Below are 19,367 nucleotides of genomic sequence, written 5' to 3' on the forward strand. Positions count from 1 at the left end.
GGGGGAGCGGCACCGAGCGCGCGCCGATCCGCTCGCCGGGTAGCGTGCGACATCGGTACACACGGCGGAGGATATGAACCATGATCACCGGCAGTATCGTCGCGCTGGTCACCCCGATGCGGGCCGACGGCTCGGTCGACCACGAGGCGCTGGCGAAGCTCGTCGACCGCACGATCGAGGCCGGCACGTCGGCCATCGTGTCGGTCGGCACCACGGGTGAGTCGGCGACCCTCGATGTGGACGAGCACACCGACGTCATCCGGCGCACCATCGACGTCGCCGGGGGCCGGGTCCCGATCATCGCCGGCACCGGCGCGAACAGCACGACCGAGGCCATCCACCTCACCCAGGCGGCCAAGGAGGTGGGTGCGGACGCGGCGTTGCTCGTCACGCCGTACTACAACAAGCCCCCGCAGGAGGGCCTGTATCGGCACTTCCGGGCGATCGCCGAGGCCGTCGACATCCCGCAGATCCTCTACAACGTCCCCGGCCGCACCGCATGCGACATGCTGCCCGCGACCGTGGCGCGGCTGGCGGCGGTGCCGAACATCGTCGGGATCAAGGAGGCGCTCGGCGACCTGGGCCGGGTCCGGGACCTGGTCGCGCTCGGCCTGGAGGACTTCGCGCTCTACTCCGGTGACGACGCCACCGCGCGGGAGAGCATGCTCGCCGGGTTCCACGGCAACATCTCGGTGACCGCCAACGTCGCCCCGGAGGGGATGGCGAAGATGTGCGCGGCGGCGATCGCCGGGGACGCCGAGACCGCGGGGGCCATCGACGCCGAGCTCGCCGACCTGCACCGCACGCTGTTCCTCCAGCCGAACCCGATCCCGGTGAAGTGGGCGCTGGCCGAGCTGGGGCTGATGGGCGGGGGCATCCGGCTCCCGCTGGTCCCGCTCGAGGAGGCCCATCAGCCCGCGGTCCGCGCCGCGCTGCGCACCGCGGGTCTGCTCGGCTGACCCGAGCCGTCGCATCCGGCCGGACCTGACCGCACATGAGTGGCACAGGCGTCGCCCAGGGGCGCCTGAGCCGCTCATGTGGCGGCGGGATGGGGGCCGGTGCGACGTGGCTGCGGCGGCCCGTCGTGGCGGGGCTACCCTGGGGCAGCGTGACCCCGGCGTCCGTTTTCCCGATACTCGAGCCGCTGCTGCCGCATGTCGCCAAGCCCGTGCAGTACGTCGGCGGCGAGTTGAACGCGCAGCAGCGGGACTGGGAGTCCGCCGCGGTGCGGTGGGCCCTGCTGTATCCCGACGCCTACGAGGTCGGGCTGCCCAACCAGGGCGTCATGATCCTCTACGAGGTGCTCAACGAGCGGGACGACGCACTGGCGGAGCGCTGCTACGCCGTCTGGCCCGACCTCGAGGCGCGGATGCGCGAGCACGGCGTTCCGGCGTTCACCGTCGACGCCCATCGCCCGGTCGGCGCATTCGACCTGCTCGGCGTGAGCTTCGCCACCGAACTGGGCTACACGAACCTGCTCACCACTCTCGACCTGGCCGGCATCCCGCTGCGCGCGACCGACCGCGGCCTCGACCATCCGGTGGTCGTCGCGGGCGGGCACGCGGCGTTCAATCCCGAGCCGATCGCGGACTTCATCGACGTCGCGGCGCTCGGGGACGGCGAGGAGGTCGTCGGGGACATCACCGACGTGGTGAAACAGTGGAAGGAACAGGGCCGCCCCGGTGGGCGCCGCGAGCTGCTGCTGCGGCTGGCCGCGACCGACGGCTGCTACGTGCCGTCGCTGTACGCGGTCGACTACGCCGCCGACGGCACGATCGCCTCGGTCGTCCCGGTGGACGAACGCGTACCGCGCATCGTGCACAAGCGCACCACCGTCGAGCTGGACGACTGGCCGTACCCGAAGACGCCGTTGGTCCCGCTGGCCGACACGGTGCACGAGCGGGCGAGCGTCGAGATCTTCCGCGGCTGTACCCGGGGCTGCCGGTTCTGTCAGGCCGGCATGATCACCCGGCCGGTGCGTGAGCGGTCCCTGGCCGGCATCGGCGAGATGGTCGATCGGGCGGTACGCGCCAGTGGCTTCGACGAGATCGGGCTGCTGTCGCTGTCGTCGGCCGACCACTCCGAGATCGCCGAGATCACCAAGGGCCTGGCCGACCGCTACCAGGGCACCAACACGTCGCTGTCGCTGCCCTCGACCCGGGTCGACGCGTTCAACATCGACCTCGCGAACGAGATCTCCCGCAACGGCCGCCGTTCCGGGCTGACCTTCGCCCCCGAGGGCGGGTCGGAACGGATCCGGCGTGTGATCAACAAGATGGTCTCCGAGGACGACCTCATCCGCACCGTCTCGCAGGCGTTCGCACAGGGCTGGCAGCAGGTCAAGCTCTACTTCATGTGCGGGCTGCCGACCGAGGAGGACGACGACGTCGTGCAGATCGCCGGGATGGCGCACCGGGTGATCGAAGCCGGTCGGGCGGCGTCGGGGCGCAACGACATCCGCTGCACCATCTCGATCGGCGGGTTCGTGCCCAAGCCGCACACCCCGTTCCAGTGGGCCGCGCAGGCCTCGCCCGAGGTCGTCGACGACCGGCTGCGCAAGCTGCGGGCCGCGGTCAACAGCAATCGCAAGCTGGGCCGGAACGTCGGGATGCGCTATCACGACGGGCAGCCCTCGCTCATCGAGGGACTGCTGGCTCGCGGCGACCGCCGGGTCGGCCGGGTGATCGAGCGGGTATGGCGCGAGGGCGGCCGGTTCGACGGTTGGAGCGAGCATTTCTCCTACGAGCGCTGGACCGGCGCGGCCGTCGCGGAGCTCGAGCCGCTGGGCGTCTCGCTCGACTGGTTCACCACCCGCGAGCGCGGGCGCGAGGAGATCCTGCCCTGGGACCACCTCGACTCCGGGCTGGACCGCGACTGGCTCTGGGACGACTGGCAGGACGCTCTCGACGGGCGGGAGCAGGACGACTGCCGGTGGACGCCGTGTTTCGACTGCGGTGTCTGTCCCTCGACCGGCACCGATATCCAGGTGGGTCCGAGCGGCACGTCCCTGCTCCCGCTGACGGTGGTCAACCCTGTCGGCGGGAACCGGTTTGCGAGTGGCTGATCGGGTCGCGTCGCCGGGGTTCACGATCCGCGTCGCCGACGAGCGCGACGTGGCGGCGCTGGCCGGGCTGCGCCGCGCCTGGCTGGAGGAGCGCCTGGGCCACCCCGTACCCGACCCCGGGTTCGAGGAGACGTTCGCCGACTGGTGGCGGATCGAGCAGCCGCGCCGGACCTTCTGGCTGGCCGAGGCGGGTTCGGAGCGGGCGGGCTGGACGGCGGTCGGCTCGATCAACGTCGTGGAGACCGTCCACATGCCGCGCCCGGGGGCCCGCAGCGGGCGCGTCGGGCAGGTCGGCAACGCGTTCGTGCTGCGCTCCTTCGCCGACCGGGGGGTACCGCGGGCGCTGCTCGCGGCGGCCGTCGAGCACGCCCGCGCCCGCCGCTACCGAAGGTTGTTGCTCACCCCGACGCCGGGCAGCGCCGCCTTCTACCGCCGTGCCGGGTTCGCCCCGGCGGGAGAGTCGATCCTGGTGCTGCACCCGGCGGCGCAGTAGCCCGAGCGGAGCCGTAGGCCACGTTCCGGTGATCTTCTGGTGATGCCGCTCTGCCGCCCTCACGCCTCGCTACTGTGACTCACAGTTGATCTGTGGACGCATGGAGTAATGACGACGCGCAGGGCATGGACTGTGGCAGCGTTGGTGTCCGCGTTGCTGATGGCGATGCCGTCGGTCGCGCTGGCAGCGCCTCCGTCCTTCGACTATCAGCGTGAGGTGGTGCACAGCTTCACGGATGCGGCAGGTCGGCCGGTCGTCATGCGGCGCGGCTACTAGGTCGGCATTGCCGGATTCGGGTGGGACAAGATCTACCACAAGCACAAGATCACGAATGTCAAGCTCATCGAGAAAATTATCCAAAATCCCAATGGTGGAGAGTTAAACGGTTCAGCAAGAACGTACCGAGGTTTCGCTCAAAGGTTTCGATGCGATGTCTCCGGTCGATGCGAGGAAGTCGAGCGAATCCCCCTCAAAGCCGTGGTCGACTTTCGAGAGGATCCGAACATGGGTGGCCAGAAGGGTGTGATTACTGCCTACTGTGTATTCGGTAGACCTGATGTCGCTGAATGCCCCTCCTGGGTGAGCAATGTCCAGAACGTCTCTCCGGCATGAGCGAGAACAACGATCGGCCGCTCGGTCGGCCCGAGGAGAACACGCCGCTGCGGCCGGTGGTGGAGCTGACCGCGGAGTGGGCAACCGCGGTGGCCCAGGAGTTTGTCGATTTGGTATGGAGAGAGCAGGAGAGGGGCCTGGAGCCGCTGCCGCCGCCCGTCGACGAGTGCTGGGTGGGGCAGGATCTCGCGGTCTACATTCGGTACCGGATCGGGGACTGGCGGTTGGGGCGGCGGATCCCCGACCCACATATCGATCCGACCAGCGGTGGCTATGCGCTCAGTGCGCGAGAGCAGGGATTCTATTTCTTCCATGATCTGTACAGCCCCCCGCCGCGGGAGTTCACCGACCGGCTCGGGTACGAGTGGTATCAATGCGGCCCCGAGCCCGAGCCCGAGCGGTCCTGGCGGTACGCCGTCGAGGAACAGCCACGGATCGCCACGGTGCGCGAATATCACGACCCGGACGCGGAACGATGAGGGCATTCCGGTGGGTGGCCACCGTCGCAGCGGCCGGTGCGCTGCTTGTTGGCCTGCCCGCGGTCGGTTGGGCGGCGGGTGCTGAGTATCGATTCGACGCCACGAGACTGGGCAACCAGCGGCTTCCCGCGGATCCGGACTCGGACTTCGCGGCACCCGCGGTGAGCAATGGCTTGGTCACCTCCGACCTCGACGGCACCGCGTGCGACTCCACCTACGGAGTCCAGCTCGTTCGCGATCGGGACTACCTGCCCGACGAAGTCGTGCACCGCTACAACGGCCGGGCGTGCGACGGTCCCGCCACCCAGACCGGCGTCTCGTGGAGCCGGGGCCGGTTCCATTTCGACGCCCGGGTGACGGCCCGACAGGAGTCCCAGTTCGGGCAGGGCTTCGTCAGGGCGCACTGGTTACGGCCGAGGACCTCGCCGAGGTAGGCATCTTGTGCGTCGAGGAGGTGTCGGTCCGGCACCGCCGGCGCTCCGCGGTCCGCGGCGCATCGGCCGAATTCGGGCCGGGGGTCACCACGGTCGTCGGGCCCAACGGGGCGGGCAAATCGAGCCTGTTCCGCGCGCTTGCCGGGGTGCAACGACCGACGTCGGGGCGCGTCCGGCTCGGCGGCCACACACCCGCCGAGACCGGCCGGTGGCAGAGCCTGGTCGGGTACCTGCCGCAGGAGCCGGACCTGGCCGGTGGCGTGTCGGTGCGCGACACCGTGGCGCTCGCCGCTTGGTTGAAGGGCCTCGGGCGGCGCCAGCTCGGGTACGCGGTTCAGCGCGCGGTGGAATCCGTCGGCCTGGCCGACCGCGCAGGCGACCGGGTCCGGACGTTGTCCGGTGGAATGCGCCGGCGCCTCGGGTTCGCGGCCGCGGTGGTGCACGAACCACGACTGCTCGTACTCGACGAGCCGACCGCGGGGCTGGACCCCGAACAGCGCACCGTGCTGGCGAACGTGATCACCGAGCTTGCCCACGGGCGGATCGTCGTGCTGTCCACCCACGTGCTCGACGACCTGCGCCGGTTCGGCGGCGCCGTGGCGGTCATGTCGGCGGGGAGGATCGTGTTCCACGGTCCGCTCCGGGGACTGACCGACGCGGCCGCGGTGCGGCTCGGCCGGGCGCTGGACCCTGCCCGACCCGAGGACCTCGACCTGGCTTACCTGGGTCTTCAGGACTCGGTACCGGCATGAGAGCCCTGTTGCGGACGAGCACAGCCCGCCTGCTAGTCCCGCTCGGGACGGTGCTGGCGGTCGCGAGGCTGCTGACCGATGGGAGCTGGGTGGGCAGCTGGGGCGATGCCACCCTGCGCGCCACCACACATCTTGTGCTCCTGCTCCCGATGGTGATCCTCGCCGGCGCGCTGGATGCGCGCCGCGTGCTACGGCCCGCCGCGCACCCGTCGGCCGTGACCGGTGTCCGCCCCCCGGCTGCCGTGGTCGCCTCGCTCGTCGCGGTGGTCGCCTTGTGGGGCCTGGCGGGGTATCTGCTCGTCCTGGTCACCGGGTACGCCGCGACGGCGCGGGTCAACCCGGTGTTCCCGCCGCCGCTGCCCTGGATATGGGTCGCGGCCGGCGCCGCCGCGGTCGTCGCGCACGCCGCGCTGGGAGTCCTGCTCGGCTGGCTCGTCCCGGTGCTCGTCGCGGTGGCGTTGGCGGGACTGCTCGGCCTGCTCGGCAACGTGGTGCTGGCCGCCGAGTCGGACAGTGTCGCGGCCCTGTTCACCGTGGTCGACTCGGGTTTTCTCGGCGCCGCGGCGGCGCCTCGGCCGATCGTGCAGGGCCTGCAGGCTGCGTTCTACCTGCTCCTTGCCGCGAGCGCGGCCGCGGTCACGGGCTGGCTGGTGCGCCCGACCGGTGTTGCGGCGGTGGCGGCCGCGATGGTCACCCTGCTGCCGGTGGGCGCGGCCATGGGCCTCGCCGCCACCGGCGGGCCAAAGGCGCAGCTGCTCACCGACGTGGACGGCACCCGGCACTGCACTCCGGACGGGGTGGTCTGCCTGTGGCCCGACCACGGCTTCCTCGCGGCTCGCTACGGCGGGGTCGGTCGCCGGATGCTGGCGGGTGTTCCGGAGCAGCTGCCGGTCCGCGGGTGGACCGAGATCGGATTGGCCCGCCGCGCCGCCGACGCGCCGCTGTACATCGCCGGCAACCGACCGGGCTCGGTGCAGGTCGCACAGGCCCTTGCCGACGGGCTGATCGAGCGGCTGGCGCCCGGTCGGGCTGAAGTCGACCTGCGGCCGGCCAGAGCCTGGCTGGCCGCGCGGGCGCTGGAGGGGCCCGCCCGTGTCGAGGTGGCCGGCTACGGCTCGCCCGTCCAGGCGCTGCTGACCAGGCCCGAGGCCGAGCAGTGGGACTGGTTCTTGCGGACGGTCCGGCCGACGTGACCACGGCCCGGCTCGCCTGTGCCCATCTGCACGCGCGCTGCCTGCCGCAACGCATGGTCGCCATCGGGGTCACCGCGGCACTGGCCGCCGCGTTCGCTCGGGTGCCCGCGCCCGTGCTGCGCACCGACCTGGCGGCCGCGACCTACCCCGCGGTCGTGACCGGGGCGCTCGCACCGGTGCTGGTGGGGGTGCTGGGGGCCGCCCTGCCCCGGTTCGGTTGCGCTGGCTCGACGAGGGCGCCGTCGGCCGGGCGCGGTGGTTGCGTCTGGCTGAACTGTCGATCACCACCGCGGCGGTGGGGCTTGGGGCGGCCGGGATCGGAGCCCCTGCCGGCCTCGCCGTTGCGGCCGTGCAGAACGCGCTGATCACCCAGTTCGCCGCGATGGTGCTCGGCGCCGCGATCGGTGCGAGGGTGAGCGCGGGGGTGGTCGGATCCGGGGCGGCGTGGCTGCTCCTCGCCTCGCCGGGGCTGCCCAACGCCCCGTGGCTGCTGGTCGACATGCTGACCGACCCGCAGGATTGGCTGGTGCTCGTGCCGCTCGCCGCCCTCGCAGTGGGGCCTCCGCTCGCGGGACGGCGACGACGCTGCGGAACGTCGGGTCCCTAGACTGGCGGCATGGCACGCGTCCGGCCCGGTGAGGCGGCGAACCCGGCCCCACCCACGGTCCAACGGATCCGGGTGCGCTTCGCGAAGCGCGGCCGGCTGCGCTTCCTGTCTCACCGTGACATCGCTCGCAGTGTCGAACGCGCCGTCCGGCGGGCGGGGGTGCCCGTTGCGCATTCGCACGGGTTCAGCCCGCACCCGAGGATCTCCTGGCTCGGCGCGGCCCCCACGGGCGCGGCCAGTGAGGCCGAGTACCTGGAGATCGGACTGACCCGCGAGGTCGATCCCGACATGCTGGTCGCCGAGCTCGACGCGGTGCTTCCCGACGGGCTCGACGTGCTGACCGCCGTCGTCGCCGAGCCACCCCCGCTGGCCGAGCGGATCAACGCCAGCCGCTGGCGGATCGAGCTGCCGGGCGTCGCGGCGGCGGAGCTGGCCGCGGCGGTCGAGGCGTTGCTGGCGCGCGAGCGCGTGGTCGTCGAGCGGATGACCCCGTCGGGTCGCCGCGAGGTCGATGTGCGGGCCGGATTGGCATCGGCCGCGGTCACGGCGACGGACGGGTCCTCGCCTTCGAGCACCGCCGGGACAGTTGCGGACTGTGCGATACTGACGGCGGTCGTCCGGCAGATGACACCTGCCGTTCGACCCGACGACGTGTTGGGCGCACTCGACGTTGTCGCAGGCTTTCGGCCGCCGGTGCCCGCGAAGGTGACCCGGTTGGCCCAGGGCTTGCTCGACGACCGGGGCCGCCTCGCCGAGCCGTTCGACCCCGACCGGGTCACCACCCGGTCCTGACCGGACGCGTTCGGTGCGTTGCCGGCGCCAGCCGGCCTTCGGTACGACGTCGAAGCACCGCCGCCGAGGATTGCTCTCCGCGCACCGCGTGGGGAGAGAACGCAAGGCCCCTGCGCGGCCGCCTCCCGATTCGGGGGCGCCCGGGGGCGAAGGAGCTGAATGTCGAACGATGACGCGCCCGCCGGCAGCAACGGCGGGCCTTCCGCGCTGGCCGACCTGCCCGAACGGGTCCGGGTGCATGCGCTCGCCCGGCTGATCGGGCGGACGAGCCGTGAGGTGCTGGCGATCCTGAACGAGCAGGGCATCGAGGTACGCAGCGCACAGTCCAGCGTCGGGCGCAGCGTGGCCGAGCAGATCCTCGCGGGGCTGCGGCCCGAGGAGGCCGCGAATGTCGACACCCCCGTCGCGGACGCAACGACCGCTGCGGCCGCCGAGGTCCTGGAGGCCGCTGACGCCACCGAGGCCGCGGAGCCTGCTGGGGTTCCCGAGGCCGGCCCGGTGGGTGAGGGTGCCGCCGAAGCGGCCACCCCCGGGGCGGCCACCGCGGTCGTCGAGACCCCCGCGGCCGCCGAGCCCGGAAGCGGCGAGGCGCCGCTGACCCCGCTGTTCGCCCCACCCGCCCCGGTGTTCCAGCCACCGGAACGGCCGACGCGTGCCCGCCGCGAAGCGGGGCCCGTGGCCCCGCCCGAGCCGGCCCCGGTCAGCACCGTCCCGGCCGACGAGCCCGCCGCGGCGGCCGAGACGTCCGCCGTCGAGGAGACCGACGAGTCGGCCGAGGACGAGGGCGGCGTCCGTCGTCGCCGTCGCCGGGGGCGGCGCGGGCGGGGTCGCGGCCGCGGCGCGGACGGTGCCCAGCCCGGTGACGACGAGACCGACGAGTCCGCCGCCGAGGTCGACACCGAGCCCGAGGAGGAGCCCGCCGAGGCCGAGGTCGCGGCCGACGCCGGCGCCGACGCCGACGCCGACGCCGACGCCGAGGGCGAGGACGCCGGTGAGGACGAGATGGGCGCGACGCGCCGTCGGCGCCGTCGGCGCCGCCGCCGCGCATCCGGCGACGAGAACGGGGACCTCGACGCCGTCGCCGACCCGCCCGGCACCGTCACCAAGATCCGGCCCGCGCGCGACCGGTCGGCGGACGACGACGCTCCGGACGGTGTGCAGAGTGTCCGCGGGTCCACCCGGCTGGAGGCCAAGCGCCAGCGCCGGCGGGACGGTCGCGACGCCGGTCGTCGCCGTTCCCCGATCCTGTCCGAGGCCGAGTTCCTCGCGCGCCGCGAGTCCGTCGAGCGCTCGATGGTCGTGCGGGAGCAGGGTGACCGCGTCGAGATCGGGGTGCTCGAGGACGGCGTGCTCGTCGAGCACTTCGTCACCGGCGGTTCCAGCGCGAACGGCACCGGAAACTCCATGGTCGGCAACATTTACCTCGGGCGCGTGCAGAACGTCCTGCCGAGCATGGAGGCCGCCTTCGTCGACATCGGTCGTGGCCGCAATGCGGTGCTGTACGCCGGCGAGGTGGACTGGGACGCCGCCGGGCTCAACGGCAAGGCCCGCCGCATCGAGCAGGCGCTGACCAGCGGTGACAGCATTCTCGTCCAAGTGACGAAAGATCCGATCGGGCACAAGGGTGCCCGGTTGACCACCCAGGTCAGCCTGGCGGGCCGGTTCTTGGTCTATGTCCCCTCCGGCGGCGCCGCCGGGATCAGCCGCAAGCTGCCCGACACCGAGCGCAGGCGGCTCAAGGAGATGCTCAAGGAGATCGTCCCGAACGAGGCCGGGGTGATCATCCGGACGGCCTCGGAAGGCGTGAGCCAGGAGGCGCTCGAACGCGACGTCCGCCGGTTGCAGGCGCAGTGGGACGTCATCAAGAACAAGGCGGAGGCGACCGGGCCGAACAAACCCAAGGCGCCCAGCCTCCTCTACGAGGAGCCCGACCTTCTCATCAAGGTCATCCGGGATCAGTTCAACGAGGACTTCTCCCGGCTCGTCGTGTCCGGCGACGACGCCTGGGACACCGTGTCGAACTACATCGGGCACGTCGCGCCCGAGCTGTCGGACCGGCTGCATCGCCATGTCGGCCCGGCCGACGTCTTCACCGAGTACCGGATCGACGAACAGTTGCTCAAGGCGCTCGACCGCAAGGTCTGGCTCCCCTCGGGCGGCACGCTGGTGATCGACCGGACCGAGGCCATGACGGTCATCGACGTCAACACCGGGAAGTTCACCGGGGCCGGCGGCAACCTCGAGGAAACCGTCACCCGCAACAACCTGGAGGCGGCCGAGGAGATCGTCCGTCAGCTGCGGCTGCGCGACATCGGCGGCATCATCGTCATCGACTTCATCGACATGGTGCTCGAGGCCAACCGTGACCTCGTGCTGCGGCGGCTCACCGAATGCCTGGCCCGCGACCGCACCCGCCACCAGGTGGCCGAGGTGACCTCGCTCGGGCTGGTGCAGATGACCCGTAAGCGGGTCGGTGGCGGGCTGCTCGAGCATTTCTCCACCCCGTGCGAGCACTGCCGGGGCCGGGGTGTGATCGTCTCGACCGAGCCGGTCGAGCCGCGCCGTGACCGCGAGGACCGCCGCGCGCGGAGCCGGGCGCGCCGCGCCGACGAGGCCGTTCCCGACGAGCGCGCGCAGCAGGAGTACCGCACCACCGGTGCCGCCGCGGCTGCGGCCGCGGTGGCGGCGGCCACCACGGCTTCTGCCGACCGACTGCACGTGTCGACGCCGAATGGCCACGCCGCCGACAGTCATTCCGCGGCCAACGGCACGCCGCAGGAGACGACGAGCGCCGCCGCCACCGCGGAGCCCGAGCACCCCGCCCCCGTGACCGACGTTCCGGCCGCGCCGACGGTGCCCGCGCCGCGCCCGGCCGCCACCGCGGACGTGACCGGGGACGCGACCGGGAACGCCGAGGCGGCCGCGCGACCGCGCCGCCGCGGCCGGGTGACGCGCTCGGCCGGGGCGCCCTCGACCGGGACCGCCGCCACCGTGATCACCGCACCGCTACCCGGGGAGGTCCCCCAGGCGGCCCCGGTGCCGGCCACTATCCCCGATCAGCCGCAGCCGTCCACGGCGGTGCGCCCGCGGCGGGCGCGGCGCGGCGCCTCCCGCCCGGCCGGGCCGCCGACCGGCATCGATGCTGGGGGGGACCCGGTTTGACCCGTTCGAAATCCGTTCCGTACCCTGGGAGACCGGAGCCGCTCCTGCGAGCATTCGTGGGCGCTGGCGGCGTGCTGTGATGAGCGCGTATGTGGTGTCCCCCGATTTCAGGAGTCGTGCGTCAACGATGTACGCGATCGTCAAGACCGGCGGTAAGCAATACAAGGTGGCCGTCGACGACGTGCTCACCGTCGAGAAGATCGACGGCGAGCCGGGCGCGGAGATCAGCCTGCCTGCCGTGTTGCTCGTTGACGGCGACGAGCTCACCACCGACGCGGACGCCCTGGCCCGCGCCTCGGTGACCGCCACGGTCCTCGAGCACACCAAGGGCCCGAAGATCCGCATCCACAAGTTCAAGAACAAGACCGGGTACCACAAGCGGCAGGGACACCGTCAGCCGCTGACCAAGGTCCAGGTCACCGCAATCGCGAAGTAGGAGGCTTGGGCAATGGCTCATAAGAAGGGCGCGTCCAGCTCTCGCAACGGGCGTGACTCCAACGCACAGCGCCTCGGCGTGAAGCGCTTCGGCGGCCAGGTCGTCAACGCGGGGGAGATCCTCGTCCGCCAGCGCGGCACCAAGTTCCACCCGGGTGCGGGCGTCGGCCGCGGCGGGGATGACACGCTGTTCGCGCTGGTCGGGGGCTCAGTGGAGTTCGGGACCAAGCGCGGTCGCAAGACCGTGAACGTGGTGCCGGTGCAGTCCTGAGGGCTGCTGGGCACCATTCGAGAACCAAGAACGGCGGGCCGCCCCGAGGGGTGGTCCGCCGTTTCTGTTCAGAACTACGAGGGGACGTCGTCCGATGTCGCGGTTCGTCGACCGGGTCGTGCTGCATACCACCGCGGGGGCGGGCGGCAACGGCTGCGCTTCGGTGCACCGGGAGAAGTTCAAACCCCTCGGCGGCCCCGACGGAGGAAACGGCGGCCGCGGCGGGTCGGTCGTCCTCGTGGTCGACCCCAGCGTGCACACCCTGCTCGACTTCCATCACCGACCGCATGCCACCGCCCGTAACGGCAAGCAGGGCCAAGGCGGGTTCCGCGCCGGCGCCAACGCCGAGGACCTCGAACTGCGCGTGCCCGACGGCACGGTCGTGTTCGACGAGCGCGGCGCGATCATCGCCGACCTGATCGGGGCGGGCACCCGGTTCGTCGCGGCCGAGGGTGGTCGTGGGGGGCTCGGCAACGCGGCGCTGGCCTCGCCCGCCCGCAAGGCGCCGGGATTCGCGCTGCTCGGGGAGCCGGGCGAGAGCCGGAACCTGGTGCTCGAACTGCGCTCGATGGCTGACGTCGGGCTGGTCGGCTTCCCGTCGGCGGGTAAGTCGTCCCTGGTCGCGGCGCTGTCGGCGGCGCGGCCGAAGATCGCCGACTACCCGTTCACCACGCTCGTCCCACAGCTCGGTGTGGTGAGCCCGAGCGGCCGGGACCACGACGGGGTCGTCTACACGATCGCCGACGTGCCGGGCCTGATCCCGGGGGCGGCCGAGGGCCGCGGGTTGGGGCTGGACTTCCTGCGCCATATCGAGCGCTGCTCGGTGCTCGTCCACGTCGTGGACTGCGCGACCTACGAGCCGGGCCGCGATCCGGTCTCGGATGTGCAGGCCCTCGAGGACGAGCTGGCCCGTTACATCCCGGCGCTCGGCGGGGCGCTCGCCGAGCGGCCCCGCCTGATCGCCCTCAACAAGATCGATGTCCCGGATGCCGCCGAGCTGGCCGAACTCGTCACGCCCGAGCTGCAGAGACGCTTCGGGTGGCCGGTCTTCCCGATCTCGACGGCGACCCGGACCGGGCTGCGCGAGCTGTCGTTCGCGATGGGCGAGCAGGTCGGGGCCCATCGGGCGGCCCAGCCGGTCGCCGAACAGACCCGCGTGGTCCTTCGCCCGCGGGCCGTCGACGACACCGGATTCACGATCGAGCCCGACCGGGAGCTTCCCGGTGGCTTCATCGTCCGCGGCGCCCGTCCCGAGCGGTGGATCCGGCAGACCCCGTTCGACAACGACGAGGCCGTCGGTTACCTGGGTGACCGGCTCGCCCGGCTGGGGGTCGAGGAGGCCCTGGCCGAGGCCGGGGCCGAGCCCGGATGCCCGGTGACCATCGGCGAGGTCACCTTCGACTGGGAACCCAGCACCCCCGCCGGCGTCGCGGTGATGCTGTCGCGGCGCGGCACGGACCGCCGGTTGGAGCGCAGCGCCCGGGTCAGCGCGGCCGAACGCAAGGCCGCCAAGCTGGAACGGCGCCGCCACCGTACCGACGAGGAGCTGGCGGCCGAGGCCGACCATGCAGACGGCGAGCTCCGGTGAGCGCCCGCGCCCGGATCGCGGCCGCTCGCCGGCTCGTCGTCAAGGTCGGCTCGTCATCGCTGACCAGCCTGGACGGTGGGCTCGACGGGGAGCGGCTCGACCGGCTCGTCGATGCGATCGCCGCCCGCCGCGCCACCGGGACACAGGTGGTGCTCGTGTCGTCCGGTGCGATCGCGGCCGGGCTCGCCCCGCTCGGGCTGACCCGCCGCCCGCGTGACCTCGCGACGCAGCAGGCCGCGGCCGGCGTCGGGCAGCTCCTGCTCGCGCACGCCTACGCCGCCTCGTTCGCGCGCTACGACCAGACGGTCGGCCAGGTCCTGCTCACCGCCGACGACATGATCCGTCGCGCGCACTACCGCAACGCCCAGCGCACCCTGGAGCGGTTGCTCGGCCTGGACGCGCTGCCGGTGGTCAACGAGAACGACACGGTGGCGACCGACGAGATCCGGGTCGGCGACAACGACCGGCTCGCCGCGCTGGTCGCGCACCTGCTGGGCGCGGAGGCACTCATCCTGCTCTCCGACGTCGACGGGCTCTACAACGGCGACCCGCGCCGCGCCGGATCCACACTGATCACCGAGGTCGATGCGCCCGCCGATCTGGAGGCCGTCGAGATCGGCCGCCCCGGCGCCGGGAGCCTCGGGCGCGGCGGGATGGCGAGCAAGATCACCGCGGCGGCGATGGCGTCGGCGTCGGGGATCCCGGTGCTGCTGGCCTCCGCGGAGGAGGCCGCGGCCGCGCTGGACACCGCCGTCGACGGGCCGAAGCCGGGCACGGCGTTTCGGCCCTCGGGGCGGCGGATGTCGGCACGGCGGTTCTGGCTGCGGCACGCGGCGAACGTGCGGGGCAGGCTGGACATCGACGCGGGCGCGGTCGCCGCCGTGATCGGCCGCAGGCGTTCGCTGCTCGCCGCCGGGATCCACGGCACCCGCGGGGACTTCGTCGCCGGTGACGTCGTCGACCTCGTCGGGCCGAGTGGGGTGGTGGTCGCGCGCGGCGTCGTCAGCTATGACGCCGCCGAGTTGCCCGCGCTGATGGGCCGGCGCACCCACGAGTTGCCTCCCGAGCAGCGGCGCGAGGTCGTCCACGCTGACGACCTCGTGCCGATGACCGGCTTCGCTGCGAGCAAACGGCGCTGCGCCGTTCCGGGTTCCTGACACCCCGCCGGGCTGCTGCCACACTGGGCGGCGATGGTCTCCCCAGAACGGGCACGTTCCCGCCTGGTCGAGGAGTTGCGCCGGGGCTCGCGGGTGCGGTCCCCGGCGGTGGCCGATGCGTTCGCCACGGTGCCGCGGCATCTGTTCCTGCCCGGTAGCACCATCGAGACCGCCTACTCCGACGAGGCGATCGCCACCAAGTTCGCCGGCGGCGTCGCGATCAGCTCGGCCTCCCAGCCGTCGATGATGGCGATCATGCTCGAGCAGCTCGGTCTGTGCCCGGGGCAGCGGGTGCTCGAGATCGGCGCGGGGACCGGCTACAACGCCGCGCTCATGGCCCGCATCGTCGGGCCGTCCGGGTCGGTGACCGCCATCGACATCGACCCCGAGCTGATCGCCCAGGCAGAGGACAACCTGCGGGCCGCTGCGGTGAAGGGGGTCGAGCTGGTCGTGGGCGACGGGGCGCTCGGCCACCCGGACGGCGCCCCGTTCGACCGGATCATCCTCACCGTCGGGAGTTGGGACGTACGCCCGGAATGGGTCGAGCAGCTCGTGCCGGGCGGGCGGCTGGTGCTGCCGCTGGCCGTGCGCGGCAGCCAGCTCTCGGTGGCGTTCGACCTGGGCGGCGACGGTGCGCTGCGCAGCGACTCCGTGCGCAGCTGCGCCTTCATCCGGCTGCGCGGGATCGGCGCCGGGCCCGCGACCCGCGCCGCGTCGACCGGCGACGGCCTGCTGATACAGGTCGCCGAGGACTCGACGGTCGATCCGGCCGCGGTCGCCGCGGCGCTGCAGGAACCCGGACCGGTACGGGCCACCGGGGTGCCGATCGGCCCGGCCGATCTGTGGGACGGGCTCGGGCTCTGGCTCGCGCTGGCCGATCGGTCGACCCTACGGGTGTTGGCCAGCGGCGAGGCGGCCGAGAGCCCGCTGGCACGGCGGCTGCTTCGGATCGGCCCGGACCGCGGCACGGTGGCGCTCGTGGATGGGGAGCCGGGCGAGGACTGTGCCCTGCTGGTGCTCGATCCGCGCGGCCGTCCGGGCACCGGGCGCCTCCACCCGGCGGCTGTGCAGGTATTCGGCCCGGCCGGCGGCCCGGCCGCCGCACGCCTGGGCCGCATGGTGCGCCGCTGGCACGCGCTGGGCAGGCTCAACGCGGCCGATCTGGTGATCGCCGCGGTGCTCCCGTCCGGCGAGCCGCCCGCCGTCCCCGCGGGCAGGACCGTGATCGACAAGGAGTTCAGCAGGCTGCTGCTGGGCTGGGCGCGGCCGACTCAGCCCACCTGAGCCAGCGCGAACGGCAGCACCGCGGGTGCCCCGGCGAGACGCACCGCCCGGGCCGCGACGGTCATCGTCCAGCCGCTGTCGACCAGATCGTCCACGAGCAGGACCGGGCCATCGAGGCCGGACAGATCGGGTAGCGAGCCCGTGTCGAAGCCGTCCCAGACCGCGGCGAGCCGATGTGCGGAGTTCTCGTGCGCGCCCGGCCGCGGCCCGGTCGGGGCGAGCGTACCGAGCAGCGGCAGGCGGCCGATCTCGGCCAGGCGCTGGGTCAGCCGGTCGAGCTGACGCGGGCGGGTACGCGAGCCGACGCCGAGCACCGCCACCGGTCGCTGCCTCCAGTCCCACGCCGCCAGCACCCGCACGCACGCGTCGAGCACGTCCTGCGGGATCGGCCCGTCCTCGCCGTCCACCAGCTCGCGCAGCCGGACCCCCCAGCCGATGTCGGACAGGCGCCCGATCACCCGGCCCGGTTCGGCCAGCTCGCCGGCGGGGATCCGGCCCGAGGCCGCGACGCCGAGCTCCCTCATCCCGGTCGGCCATTGCCTGCGCGGGGCCAGCTCGGCCCCGGGCCGCCCGATCCGCTCGGCGGCCGCCTCGATCGCGGCGGCGTCGGCCTGCGGGGACCAGACCGTCCCGGTGCAGACGTCGCACCGCCCGCAGGCGGTCGCGTCGGGGTCGTCGAGCTGGCGGCGCAGGAACGCCAGCCGGCACCCGTCGGTGTCCAGATAGTCGAGCATCGCCTGCTGCTCGGCCGTGCGGGCGGCGGCGATGCGGCGGTGCCGCTCGCCGTCGTAGACCCACTCCTGCCCGGTGCTGATCCAGCCGCCCGTGACCCGCCTGGCCGCCCCGTCGCTGTCGAGGACCTTCAGCAGCATCTCCAGCCGGGTCCGGGACAGGTCGATCCGGGTCTCCAGCGCGGCTGTGGACTGCGGTACCTGCGACAACAGGCCGAGGGTCTGGCGGACCAGGGGTTCGGGCGGGAAGGCCAGCGAGGCGAAGTACGCCCAGATGTCGCGATCCTCCCGGCTCGGCAGCAGAATCACCTCGGCGCGGTCGAGCGCACGCCCGGCCCGGCCGATCTGCTGGTAGTAGGCGACGGGGGAGGCCGGCGCGCCGAGGTGGATGACGAAGCCGAGGTCGGGCTTGTCGAAGCCCATGCCGAGCGCGCTCGTCGCGACCAACGCCTTGACCCGGTTGGCCATGAGATCGGCCTCGGCGGCGAGCCGGGTCTCGGGATCGGTCTTGCCGGTGTAGCACCCGACCGCGTGCCCCCGCTCGCGCAGGAACTCCGCGACCTCCTGCGCCGCCTGGATCGTGAGCGTGTAGACGATGCCCGCACCGGGCAGCGCATCGAGCCGGGAGGCGATCCAGGCCAGCCGCGCCGCGGGGGTCGCCACCCGCACCACGGACAGCCGCAGACTGGCCCGGTCGAGCGAGCCGCGCAGCACGAGCGTGTCGGCCTCGGCACCACCCAGCCCGAGTTGCTCGGTGACGTCGGTGACGACCCGGTCGTTGGCGGTCGCCGTGGTGGCCAGCACCGGTATCCCGGTGGGCAGCTCGGCGATCAGCGCCCGCAGCCTGCGGTAGTCGGGCCGGAAGTCGTGCCCCCAGTCCGACACGCAGTGCGCCTCGTCGACCACCAGCAGTCCCGCGGTCGCGGCGAGCCGGGGCAGCACCCGGTCGCGGAAGTCGGGGTTGCTGAGCCGCTCCGGACTGACCAGCAGCACGTCGACGGTGCCCGCCTCGACGGCCGCGTAGACGGCGTCCCAGTCCTCGATGTTGGCGGAGTTGACCGTCGCGGCGCGGATACCGGCGCGCGCGGCCGCATCGATCTGGTTGCGCATCAGCGCCAGCAGCGGAGAGACGATCACCGTGGGCCCGGCGCCCTGGGCCCGCAGCAGCGCGGTGGCCACGAAGTACACCGCCGACTTGCCCCAGCCCGTGCGCTGCACGACCAGGGCACGCCTGCGTTCGGTGACCAGCGCCCGGATCGCCGTCCACTGGTCCGCGCGCAGCCTCGCGCCGGGGCCGGCCAGCGTGTCCAGCACCTGCTCGGCCCGCACCCGCAGCTCGGGCTCGGTCGGTCGGGTCATCCGGGGCACCCCGTCATGGTGGCGGGCCACCCTGACAACCCGGTGACCGCACGGCAGGATGGCTCGGGTGAGCGCTCCCCAGTCCCCGCTGTTCGGCTCGGTCGCGGAGGTGGTCCAGCGGTTGGCCGCGGCCGGCTACCTGGCCTCGACCGCCGTGGCGACCACGGTCTACCTCGCCGATCGGCTGGGTAAGCCGTTGTTGGTCGAGGGCCCGGCCGGGGTCGGCAAGACCGAGCTGGCGAAGGCCGTCGCCGCGGCGACGGACTCGGGGCTGGTCCGGCTGCAGTGCTACGAGGGCATCGACGAGGCCCGCGCGCTGTACGAGTGGAACCACGCCAAGCAGCTGCTGCGGATCACCGCGGGAAAGGGGCACGAGTCCTGGGACTCCACGCGGGACGATGTCTTCTCCGAGGAGTTCCTGTTGCCCCGCCCGCTGCTGACCGCGATTCGCCGGTCCGAGCCGACCGTGCTGCTCGTCGACGAGATCGACAAGGCCGACGTCGAGGTCGAGGGCCTGTTGCTGGAGGTGCTCTCCGACTTTCAGGTGACGGTCCCGGAGATGGGCACGATCGTCGCGACGCGGCGGCCGTTCGCGTTGCTGACCTCGAACTCGACCCGCGAGCTGTCCGAGGCGCTCAAGCGGCGCTGCCTGTTCCTGCACCTCGACTTCCCGGATGCGGACCTGGAGCGGCGCATCCTGGCCAGGAGGGTCCCGCAGCTCACGGAGTCGCTGGTGGAGGCTCTGGTGCGGACGGTGCGGGTGCTGCGCGAGCTGGAGTTGCGCAAGGCGCCGTCGGTGGCCGAGACGATCGACTGGGGCCGCACGCTGCTCGCGCTCGGATTGGACACCCTCGACGACGATGCGGTCCGCGCGACCCTGGGGGTCGTGCTCAAGCACCAGTCCGACCAGCTCAGGGCGGCCGCCGAGCTGCGCCTCAACTGAACCCCTCGCCC

General features: G+C 72.8%; 18 protein-coding genes. 17 read left to right on the top strand and 1 reads right to left on the bottom strand.

The window, feature by feature from the left end; translation table 11 throughout:
* Positions 1-80: 80 nt before the first annotated feature.
* From dapA to fxlM, 16 genes are all read left to right on the top strand, one after another.
* Positions 81-959, top strand: coding sequence for a 4-hydroxy-tetrahydrodipicolinate synthase (dapA, locus tag ACFQE5_RS21640; protein WP_379587643.1), 879 nt, complete (start codon positions 81-83; stop codon positions 957-959).
* Positions 960-1,108: 149 nt separating this feature from the next.
* Complete coding sequence (locus tag ACFQE5_RS21645) at positions 1,109-3,064, top strand: TIGR03960 family B12-binding radical SAM protein (protein ID WP_379587645.1); 1,956 nt, start codon at positions 1,109-1,111, stop codon at positions 3,062-3,064.
* The gene (locus tag ACFQE5_RS21650; RefSeq protein WP_379587646.1) at positions 3,057-3,557 is read left to right on the top strand and encodes a GNAT family N-acetyltransferase; all 501 of its coding nucleotides are present in this window, start codon (positions 3,057-3,059) and stop codon (positions 3,555-3,557) included. The genes ACFQE5_RS21645 and ACFQE5_RS21650 overlap by 8 nt, the downstream gene beginning before the upstream one ends.
* 132 nt (positions 3,558-3,689) lie before the next feature.
* Positions 3,690-3,833, top strand: coding sequence for a hypothetical protein (locus ACFQE5_RS21655; protein WP_379587648.1), 144 nt, complete (start codon positions 3,690-3,692; stop codon positions 3,831-3,833).
* A 332-nt stretch (positions 3,834-4,165) separates the two neighbouring features.
* Complete coding sequence (locus ACFQE5_RS21660) at positions 4,166-4,648, top strand: hypothetical protein (protein WP_379587649.1); 483 nt, start codon at positions 4,166-4,168, stop codon at positions 4,646-4,648.
* Complete coding sequence (locus ACFQE5_RS21665) at positions 4,645-5,082, top strand: hypothetical protein (RefSeq protein WP_379587650.1); 438 nt, start codon at positions 4,645-4,647, stop codon at positions 5,080-5,082. The genes ACFQE5_RS21660 and ACFQE5_RS21665 overlap by 4 nt, the downstream gene beginning before the upstream one ends.
* 5 nt (positions 5,083-5,087) lie before the next feature.
* On the top strand, positions 5,088-5,834 hold the full coding sequence (locus ACFQE5_RS21670; protein ID WP_379587652.1) for an ATP-binding cassette domain-containing protein: 747 nt from the start codon (positions 5,088-5,090) through the stop codon (positions 5,832-5,834).
* A 50-nt stretch (positions 5,835-5,884) separates the two neighbouring features.
* Positions 5,885-7,027, top strand: a complete 1,143-nt coding sequence (locus ACFQE5_RS21675; protein WP_379587654.1) for a hypothetical protein — start codon at positions 5,885-5,887, stop codon at positions 7,025-7,027.
* A 217-nt stretch (positions 7,028-7,244) separates the two neighbouring features.
* Entirely contained in the window at positions 7,245-7,634 is a 390-nt protein-coding gene (locus tag ACFQE5_RS21680; RefSeq protein WP_379587655.1) for a hypothetical protein, read from the top strand.
* A gap of 9 nt (positions 7,635-7,643) precedes the next feature.
* Complete coding sequence (locus ACFQE5_RS21685; protein ID WP_379587657.1) at positions 7,644-8,426, top strand: TIGR03936 family radical SAM-associated protein; 783 nt, start codon at positions 7,644-7,646, stop codon at positions 8,424-8,426.
* A gap of 159 nt (positions 8,427-8,585) precedes the next feature.
* Positions 8,586-11,588: a translation initiation factor IF-2 N-terminal domain-containing protein gene (locus ACFQE5_RS21690; protein WP_379587659.1), complete on the top strand. Its 3,003-nt coding sequence runs from the start codon at positions 8,586-8,588 to the stop codon at positions 11,586-11,588.
* A gap of 127 nt (positions 11,589-11,715) precedes the next feature.
* Positions 11,716-12,024, top strand: coding sequence for a 50S ribosomal protein L21 (gene rplU, locus ACFQE5_RS21695; RefSeq protein ID WP_379587660.1), 309 nt, complete (start codon positions 11,716-11,718; stop codon positions 12,022-12,024).
* Between the two features lie 12 nt (positions 12,025-12,036).
* Positions 12,037-12,294: a 50S ribosomal protein L27 gene (rpmA, locus tag ACFQE5_RS21700; RefSeq protein WP_379587661.1), complete on the top strand. Its 258-nt coding sequence runs from the start codon at positions 12,037-12,039 to the stop codon at positions 12,292-12,294.
* 94 nt (positions 12,295-12,388) lie between these two features.
* A complete protein-coding gene (gene obgE, locus ACFQE5_RS21705; RefSeq protein WP_379587663.1) occupies positions 12,389-13,882 on the top strand; it encodes a GTPase ObgE in 1,494 nt (497 codons plus the stop codon).
* The gene (gene proB, locus ACFQE5_RS21710; protein WP_379587664.1) at positions 13,879-15,039 is read left to right on the top strand and encodes a glutamate 5-kinase; all 1,161 of its coding nucleotides are present in this window, start codon (positions 13,879-13,881) and stop codon (positions 15,037-15,039) included. The genes obgE and proB overlap by 4 nt, the downstream gene beginning before the upstream one ends.
* 33 nt (positions 15,040-15,072) lie before the next feature.
* Positions 15,073-16,323 (top strand): methyltransferase, FxLD system, encoded by a 1,251-nt coding sequence (fxlM, locus tag ACFQE5_RS21715; protein ID WP_379587666.1) that lies wholly within the window; start codon positions 15,073-15,075, stop codon positions 16,321-16,323.
* On the opposite strand, the gene ACFQE5_RS21720 is transcribed toward fxlM, so the two are convergent.
* Positions 16,311-18,413 carry a RecQ family ATP-dependent DNA helicase gene (locus tag ACFQE5_RS21720; RefSeq protein ID WP_379587668.1) on the bottom strand — a complete coding sequence of 701 codons (2,103 nt, stop codon included), beginning with the start codon at positions 18,411-18,413 and terminating at the stop codon, positions 16,311-16,313. The two genes, fxlM and ACFQE5_RS21720, sit on opposite strands and share 13 nt — an antisense overlap.
* A gap of 58 nt (positions 18,414-18,471) precedes the next feature.
* Between ACFQE5_RS21720 and ACFQE5_RS21725 the strand changes: the two genes are divergently transcribed.
* Positions 18,472-19,356, top strand: coding sequence for an AAA family ATPase (locus ACFQE5_RS21725; protein WP_379587670.1), 885 nt, complete (start codon positions 18,472-18,474; stop codon positions 19,354-19,356).
* The last annotated feature ends 11 nt before the right edge of the window (positions 19,357-19,367 follow it).

Source organism: Pseudonocardia hispaniensis (genome assembly GCF_042658695.1).
GTDB lineage: Bacteria > Actinomycetota > Actinomycetes > Mycobacteriales > Pseudonocardiaceae > Pseudonocardia > Pseudonocardia hispaniensis.